5 protein-coding genes are annotated in these 8,355 nt (G+C 44.8%); 1 reads left to right on the top strand and 4 read right to left on the bottom strand.

All coding sequences use genetic code 11. The annotated features are described in order from the left end of the window. Positions 1–145: 145 nt before the first annotated feature. The gene (locus KQI32_RS08580; protein WP_216424704.1) at positions 146–2,383 is read left to right on the top strand and encodes a fibro-slime domain-containing protein; all 2,238 of its coding nucleotides are present in this window, start codon (positions 146–148) and stop codon (positions 2,381–2,383) included. An 80-nt stretch (positions 2,384–2,463) separates the two neighbouring features. On the opposite strand, the gene KQI32_RS08575 is transcribed toward KQI32_RS08580, so the two are convergent. The 4 genes from KQI32_RS08575 to nifJ form a co-directional block, all read right to left on the bottom strand. Continuing rightward, entirely contained in the window at positions 2,464–3,033 is a 570-nt protein-coding gene (locus tag KQI32_RS08575; protein ID WP_216424703.1) for a manganese efflux pump MntP family protein, read from the bottom strand. Between the two features lie 234 nt (positions 3,034–3,267). Then, on the bottom strand, positions 3,268–3,558 hold the full coding sequence (locus KQI32_RS08570; protein ID WP_216424702.1) for a helix-turn-helix domain-containing protein: 291 nt from the start codon (positions 3,556–3,558) through the stop codon (positions 3,268–3,270). A 291-nt stretch (positions 3,559–3,849) separates the two neighbouring features. Next, a complete protein-coding gene (locus KQI32_RS08565; RefSeq protein ID WP_216424701.1) occupies positions 3,850–4,560 on the bottom strand; it encodes a stalk domain-containing protein in 711 nt (236 codons plus the stop codon). Between the two features lie 72 nt (positions 4,561–4,632). Further along, on the bottom strand, positions 4,633–8,139 hold the full coding sequence (gene nifJ / locus KQI32_RS08560; RefSeq protein ID WP_216424700.1) for a pyruvate:ferredoxin (flavodoxin) oxidoreductase: 3,507 nt from the start codon (positions 8,137–8,139) through the stop codon (positions 4,633–4,635). Between the last annotated feature and the right edge of the window lie 216 nt (positions 8,140–8,355).

Here is an 8,355-nt window from a genome sequence, read left to right as displayed (position 1 = left end):
ATCTGGTATACTTTAGCCATGAAAACTCGTCTCCTTTCGGGAGGTACTTGGATTTGTGGTGAAACCATTGTACCAGAAAGGCTGGCGGGTTTTCAACTTTCATTTAACTTTACAGAACGTAAAAACAGATAGGGAGGTTTCTATTATGAAAAAGATTGTTAAAAAATGTACTTTGTTTTTTGTAATCACAGCAATGCTTTTGTCTTGCATGATGATTCAAATGCCGGTTCTTGCGGCTGAGAGCACGGTCCCTGACACCATCATGGCGAAAACGGAAGTCTTTGACTATGAACAGGTAGTTCCCAAATACAGCAACAAAACAAAGGACAGCTATCTTATCTTTTCCGGGGCATCCTCCAGCGAAGTAGGACGTTTCGGAGAATATAACTATTGGACAAAAGAAAATGACTACAAAATTCAGCAGGGACTTGTTGAGAACAATCTGGATAAAAACGAAGATGTTGTACTGGCAAGAAATCGCTCGACACCGAGTGCAAAAAGCGGGAAGCTCTTTCAGAGCGAGGAGTCCAAGGGGATATACCAGATGCCATTTAAATACAACAGCGAAACACAGCTTTATGAGTACGACAGCGCAAAGAACAATCTGATTGCCAACAGCATGACAGGGGTAATGGAATACGCACCAAAGACAGCGGACGGTTTCTTTCCGCTGGGGGAAGGAAACTTCTGGTTTGGTCTGGAGACGACACTGCCTTTCGTATATAAAAACAATGGGGTCGTGAACAATGGCAGTGATATGGAATTCAAATTTTCCGGGGATGATGACGTATGGATTTTCGTGGACGGAAAGCTTGCGCTTGATCTTGGCGGAATTCACAATGCGGTAAGCGGCTCGATCAATTTCCATACGGGAGTTATCACGACAACCGGTATAATCAATTCCGGGGATAAAGATAATACGGAGCGCTATTCCAGTTTAGCTGATTTGGGCTTTGATTTCTCTTCGGAGAATCATACTTTGAAGATTTTTTATCTTGAAAGAGGTGCCGGCAAAGCAAACTGTAAAATATCTTTGAATGTCATTCAGCCCACAAACTATATGGTAAAATATTATGACGGCGCTTTGTATGACGGAACAACGAATGATGATACCGGTTTGATTGCTTCCACGGTTGTAAATACTTTAAACGGCGAGTCTGTTTATGCAGGCGACGAAGTTAAAGTTTCTGATATCATGATAGATATCAATGATGCTACTCATGCCTTGGCAACCAATGATACCTATTACGGCGGATTTGTTGTGGATGACAATTTCCAGCCTAAGACCGATCCCAACGCAACGGCGACGATTGTCACCGATGATGACACGGATATCGTGCGCGTGATTTTCATTCCGAAGCCGTCTTATACTGTAACCTATTGGTATGCGGAAACCAAGGATACACCGGAATCTGAATGGAAGGTTATCACGCAGGTTGTTACGCTGGGTGATGTAGGAGATATTATCAAGAAGGATGATATTGAGACCAATATCACGTATAAAGGCAAGGAATATCAGAACGGGACGATCACGACCGGGGATGCCGACGGCGTTTTGGGCACTTTGTCACCGACCGAGACGCTTTACGTGTCTGTAGTTTATTACGGTGAAAAACCGGACGAATCAATCAATTTAAAGGGTGCCAAATACGCTTATATTTTCGGTCATGAACCGATTATCAATACCGTGACAGACGAGGACGGCAATGCGGTCTCCCGTGAAGTCATTCTGAATATGGCGATGGATGATGCTGTCACAAGAGAGCAGGTCAGCGCGATGCTGATGAGAATGATCGATCAGGCTTATCAGACGCAGAACGTGAAATACCCCATGACCGACAACATAGCTGCATACGAGGGTACCTGGTATGCCCGCGGTTTGGCTTATGTGGCATTCAAGGGCGCTTTTGACGGAACGGAGAAGGTTGACGTAGGGCCGGTAACCAGAGGCGAAGTCGCCAAGCTGGTCGCCTGCGGGTTAAACCTGTCGAGAACCACAGACACTTCCTATACGGATATCGAAGGCAATCAGTATGCTCCGTATATCAAAATGATGGCGGCATACGGTTATATGAAGGGAACCAGTGATACAACCTTTGAACCTGATAAAATTATGACAAGGGCGGAGTTCTGTTCTCTGTTCAACAACATTATCGGCCGCAATGAAATGGGACTGACAGCATTGGATAAAGACGGAAAAGAATATCAGGTAACTGCCGACACTTATTATTTCAGTGACATGAAAGATACTACCCATTGGGCATATGAGATCTGCCTGAAAGCAACCAGCGCATATACAGATGACGGGTATGTTGATGTTGAAACAAGAAATGCAAATATCCGCAATAGTTTGGATCAATTTGACGCTCAGATTGACTATTAAAAATGAAACAAAAAATCCTCTGTCTTGTGTTTTTGTTCAAGACAGAGGATTTTTTTATCCATTTTGAAAAGTTGAAAAGGTTAAAGGCAGATGATACCCAGATGTTCAAGTAAGATTTTCGCACCCATCAGGATAAGAATCACACCGCCGGCAATCTCTGCTTTCGATTTGTATTTCAGACCAAAGATATTTCCAATTTTTAATCCGGCCCCTGACAAAAGGAAGGTAGTGATTCCAATAAAGCAAACAGCTATGCCGATATCGACGTCCGGCAATAATGCGAAAGTAATACCGACAGCCAGCGCGTCAATGCTGGTAGCAATCGCTAGAATGCTCATGGTTTTTGCGCTGAAGGAATCGTTTGGCTGCTCATCATTTTTTGAGAAGCCTTCTTTTATCATGTTTCCACCGATCAGCAGAAGCAGGATGAATGCCGCCCAGTGATCAAAGACAGTGATATACTGTTCAAAGGCAGAACCGAGTATGTAGCCGACAGTGGGCATAAAAGCCTGGAATCCGCCAAACCATACACCAATCAATAAGTAATGTTTTGGCTCCAGTTTCCGCGTGGATAAGCCTTTGCAGACCGATACGGCAAACGCATCCATGGATAGGCCAAAGGCAATCAAAAACAATTCGATAATTCCCATAATCTTCCCCCAAAAATAAAAAATCAGATACATTACAGTACCTGAACAAAATAAAAAAAGACACAGGTACGGCAATGCCATACTTGAGTCTCGTTATTCAAGACAAGCCAGATTATCAATAATCAGCATGTTGACTTGCCACGTCATTGACGCTATCTACTCCCTCAAAGCTTAAAATAATATAACACATTTTGGCCAAAAAGTCAACAGAAAAGGGCATATATATGTAAAATATTAAGATGATTTTCCGGCTTTTTTGAGATTGTCAACAATTTGTTGGATGAGAGATGTTTTTTCCAAAGAAAGACCAGTGATCTCTAAGTAAATTCTATTATCTAAACCCAGTAAATAATCAGCCGAAACATGAAAAAATTCAGTCATTTTTACCAGCATTTCAATCGATGGAACAACGTTATCATTCTCCCAGTTAGAAACAGTTTGTTTTGAAACGTGAAGAGCATCCACAAGATCTTTTTGATTTATGCGGTAAGCATCTCTTAATGTTTTGATTCGTTCATTGAGCAATGTTACAACCTCGTCTCATATTGGAATAGCAACGTAAACCGAAACAGATAGTTTTCCGTTAAAACTATTATAAAATGATTTCTTTTGATTTTGCATTAGATTAGATAGATTAAACCCATTCTCTATGTATTGTGGAGCAATACTCTACATTTTTCTTTGAGATGAGATATCGATATCGTGTTGATATACTAAATATTGTAGGAGGGAAGGCTTCAGAAAGCCATACACGGTAAATGAAAAAAGAGAACAGCATTCATTTGAAGCTATTCTCCTTATAAATTCAAAAATTTTTTATCTTATCCGCGGATCCAGAAAATATGCGGTTGCATTTTCTCCGGCTTTTCCTGTTGCGCTAAAGGTAAGGCCTTTTGCATTGTTCAGGTTGGCGTCCTTATAGTCAAAGAACTGACCCGGCTCCAAGTTTTTTGTAACTAGCACGATCCCAGTGTCCGCGTCGGAAATCTCAAAGACCACTTGACTGCTGTTGGTTTTCGGATTGTGAAGTGTTACGCTTATCATGGAATAGTTATTGTCCAGCTTCAAGGCAAAATCTTTTCTCGCGCTGTTTACTTCAACCAGACGGATGGCATTCCGATACGTTTTATTCTCCTGAGTATCCCCGTGTTTAAAGGTCAGCTCATTTGCATCAATGACCTTGCTGCCGGCATATCCGGTTCCTTTGTCCGTCATATCAACTACATCGGTATAAGCATCCAAAGCACCCAGCTGAACGGTTTGTGTCGCATCGTCCCAGTTGACCGCTTTTCTCATCAGATTGCTGATGGCACGCACCGGCAGATAGGTGGTTCCTTCATACATAACCGGATATACCGTCTTTCCGTTTGCATCCTGGAAGGATTGAACCTTGCCATCTACCACCACTTTTACATCCCCTCTTAGTTCTGCGGTAATATTTTTCACGATATCGTCCGCGAAAACACCGCAGGAAAAAGTGAGCGCAGCAGCAACGGCAAAAGCGCAAGTTTTCATTTTTTTGTTCATATAGAACTCCCTTCTTTCTCTGTTAAAAATAAGGGATTCACGAAGATAGCTCCGTGAATCCCTCTTGGCCAATTAATCAAACAGTTTTCCGTAGTTGAGCAGATGCTGATATTTTGCTTTTGCATTCTTTTCCGCTTCTTCGAACAGTCTTTCTGCTTTTTCCGGGAAGGAACGTGCCAGAGAGGTATAACGAACCTCGTTCATGATGAAGTCTCTGTAAGAACCAGTAGGTTCTTTGGAATCCAGATGGAACGGATTGTTGCCTTCTGCCGTAGCTCTCGGATCGAAGCGGAAGGTATGCCAGTAACCAGCTTCCACCGCATTTTTAATGATTTTCTGCGTATTTGTCATGCCGCCTTTGATACCATGGTTGATACAGGGTGCATAACCAATGATAAGGGACGGACCATGATAGCTTTCCGCTTCCTTAATTGCTTTGATAGCCTGGTTCATATCAGCACCCAGAGCAATCTGAGCAACATAGACATAGCCGTAGGACATTGCAATCTGAGCCAGGTCTTTTTTCTTGATCGGTTTGCCGCCTGCTGCGAACTGTGCAACAGCACCCGTTTGTGTCGCTTTGGAGGCCTGACCGCCGGTGTTGGAGTAAACTTCCGTATCAAATACCATAATGTTTACATCCTGGCCGGTTGCAATCACATGATCCAAACCGCCGAAGCCGATATCATAGGCCCATCCGTCACCGCCGAAGATCCAGACAGATTTCTTGGACAGATATTCTTTGAAGTCAAGCACTTCTTTGCAAGCCGCGTTACCGCAAGCTTCCAACGCTGCAACCAGCTTTTCGGTCGCAGGAGTATTTGCCTCTCCGTCCGTATAAGTAGCTGTCCATTCTTCCGCCGCAGCCTTTACGCCGGCATCGTCAATTTCTTTGACTTTTGCAGCCAGTCTGTCTCTGATCTGGCTGGAACCCAGAGCAATACCCAGACCAAATTCAGCATTGTCCTCGAACAGGGAGTTCGCCCATGCAGGACCGTGACCTTTGTGGTTGGTTGTGTAAGGGGTGGAAGGTGCGCTGCCGCCCCAGATAGAAGAACATCCGGTTGCATTGGCAATGTACATCCTATCACCAAACAGCTGGGTAATCAGTTTTGCATAAGGTGTTTCGCCACATCCTGCGCAAGCGCCGGAGAACTCGAGAAGAGGCTGTTTGAACTGAGAACCTTTTACGGTTGTCGGTGCAAACGGCAGATCCTCTTTTACCGATACACTGGTACCGTAATCGAAGCAAGCCTGCTGTTCTCTTTGTGTATCGATCGGCTTCATAACCAAAGCTTTATTTTTTGCAGGGCAGACATTTGCACAGTTTCCGCAGCCAGTACAGTCAAGCACTGTAACTGCAACGCCAAACTGATAGTTTTCGCAGCCCTTGCCAGTCATTTTCTTTAACTTCATAGCCGCAGGAGCATTCTTTGCTTCCTCCTCTGTCAGAACAACAGGACGGATAGCGGCGTGCGGACAAACGTAAGAGCACTGATTACACTGGATACAGTTTTCGGGAATCCATTCCGGAACATCGACAGCGATACCGCGTTTTTCATACTTAGCGGAACCCTGATCCAGCGTACCGTCTTCTCTGCCCTTAAAGGTAGATACCGGCAGTTCATCGCCTCTCTGCGCATTGCACGGAATCAGAATATCTTTCACGAAAGCGGGAACTTCGGTCTCTTCCTGTTTCGGAGCATCAACCGCATTTTTCCATTCTTCCGGAACTTTGATTTCTTTGATATTCTTTTCGCCTTCCACGATTGCGGCATGGTTCATGCTGACAATCTTTTCGCCTTTGGCGCCGAAGGATTTGACAACAGCTTCTCTCATGTATTTCACTGCATCGTCAAACGGGATAACGTTCGCCAGTTTGAAGAATGCGGACTGCAGAACAATGCTGGTTTTATTGCCCAGCCCCAGTTCTTTTGCAATACCGATTGCATCGATGGTGTACAGGGAGATGTTATTCTCTGCGATATATTTTTTCATGTCAGCGGGAAGCCGTTCGGACAGCTCGTCCACATCCCAAGCGCAGTTCAAAAGGAACTTGCCGCCGGGAACCAGATCCTGTACCATCTTATATTTGTCAACATAAGACGGGTTATGACATGCAACAAAGTTTGCCTTGTTGATAAGGTAAGTGGATTTGATTGGCTTTTTACCGAACCGCAGATGCGATACGGTGATACCGCCGGATTTTTTGGAATCATATGCAAAGTAAGCCTGTGCATATAAATCAGTATGGTCACCGATGATTTTGATGGAGTTCTTGTTTGCGCCAACGGTACCGTCGGAGCCCAGACCCCAGAATTTACATGCGGTGTTGCCTTCCGCGGAGGTGTCCGGATTTTCCGTTCTCGGCAGGGACAGGTTTGTTACATCATCCTCGATAGCCAGAGTGAACGGATGCTGAGGAGTTTCCTTATCCAGATTCCGGTAAACAGCAATGATATCGGCAGGAACCGTGTCTTTGGAACCCAGACCGAATCTTCCGCCGATGATCTCCGGCTTGCTTGCCTGATCATTATAGCAGGCACATACATCCAGATACAGCGGTTCGCCGATGGAGCCAGGTTCTTTTGTCCTGTCCAGAACAGCGATTTTCTTCACGGTGGAAGGAACTGCTTTTAAGAAATGTTCAACCGGGAAAGGCCGATACAGATGAACTTTGATCATACCGACTTTTTCGCCGTTTGCATTCAGATGATCAATGGTTTCTTCAATGGTTTCGCAAATGCTGCCCATTGCAACGATAACTTTATCCGCATCCGGTGCGCCGTAATAGTTCACCAGGCTGTAGTCGGTGCCGATTTTGGCGTTGACTTTGTTCATGTACTCTTCCACAACAGCAGGAATGTTATCATAGAAGGGATTGCATGCCTCTCTCGCCTGGAAGAAGATATCAGGATTCTGCGCGCTTCCGCGGAGAACCGGATGTTCCGGATTCAGCGCATTGTTGCGGAATGCTTTTACCGCGTCCATATCCACCATTTCTTTTAAGTCTTCGTAATCCCAGACTTCAATTTTGTTGATTTCGTGGGAGGTCCGGAAACCGTCAAAGAAATGCAGGAAAGGAACCCTTCCCTTGATAGCGGACAGATGAGCGACTGCGCCTAAGTCCATAACTTCCTGTACGCTGTTGGAACACAGCATTGCAAAACCGGTCTGGCGGCAAGCCATAACGTCGGAATGATCGCCGAAAATGTTTAACGCGTGTGTAGCGACACAGCGCGCACTGCAGTGGATAACGCCCGGAAGCAGTTCACCTGCGATCTTGTACATATTCGGAATCATCAAGAGTAAGCCCTGAGATGCAGTGTAGGTTGTGGTCAAAGCGCCAGCGGTCAAAGAACCGTGTACGGTACCGGCAGCACCGGCTTCTGACTGCATTTCCACAATTTTAACCGGCTGGCCGAAAATATTCTCTTTGCCAGCAGTTGCCCATTCATCCGAAACTTCTGCCATTGGAGAAGAAGGGGTGATTGGGTAGATGCCCGCAACGTCGGTAAACGCATAGGACGCCCAAGCGGCGGCACTGTTGCCGTCCATTGTCTTCATTTTTCTTCCCATTGGAAATTAGCCTCCTTATATCATATGTGGGTTAACGAAATCGTTTTGCGCATACTGCGCCTTTTCTATTCTATCACTTTTTTCCGGCGGCGTAAAGCAAAATCCTCATTTTCCGCAGAAAAATCTTGTGAATCATAAAAAAATCCAATGGAAAACCGCACGATTCGTGAAAAGAATATAATTTGTCTCTTGTTTTTCGCTTTTGGGGATGATACC

It is taken from the genome of Acetivibrio sp. MSJd-27 (assembly GCF_018918095.1).
Classification (GTDB): Bacteria; Bacillota; Clostridia; order UMGS1840; family HGM11507; genus HGM11507.
Note: the sequence above shows the minus strand (reverse complement) of the source record. Positions and strands in the feature narration are given on the sequence as shown.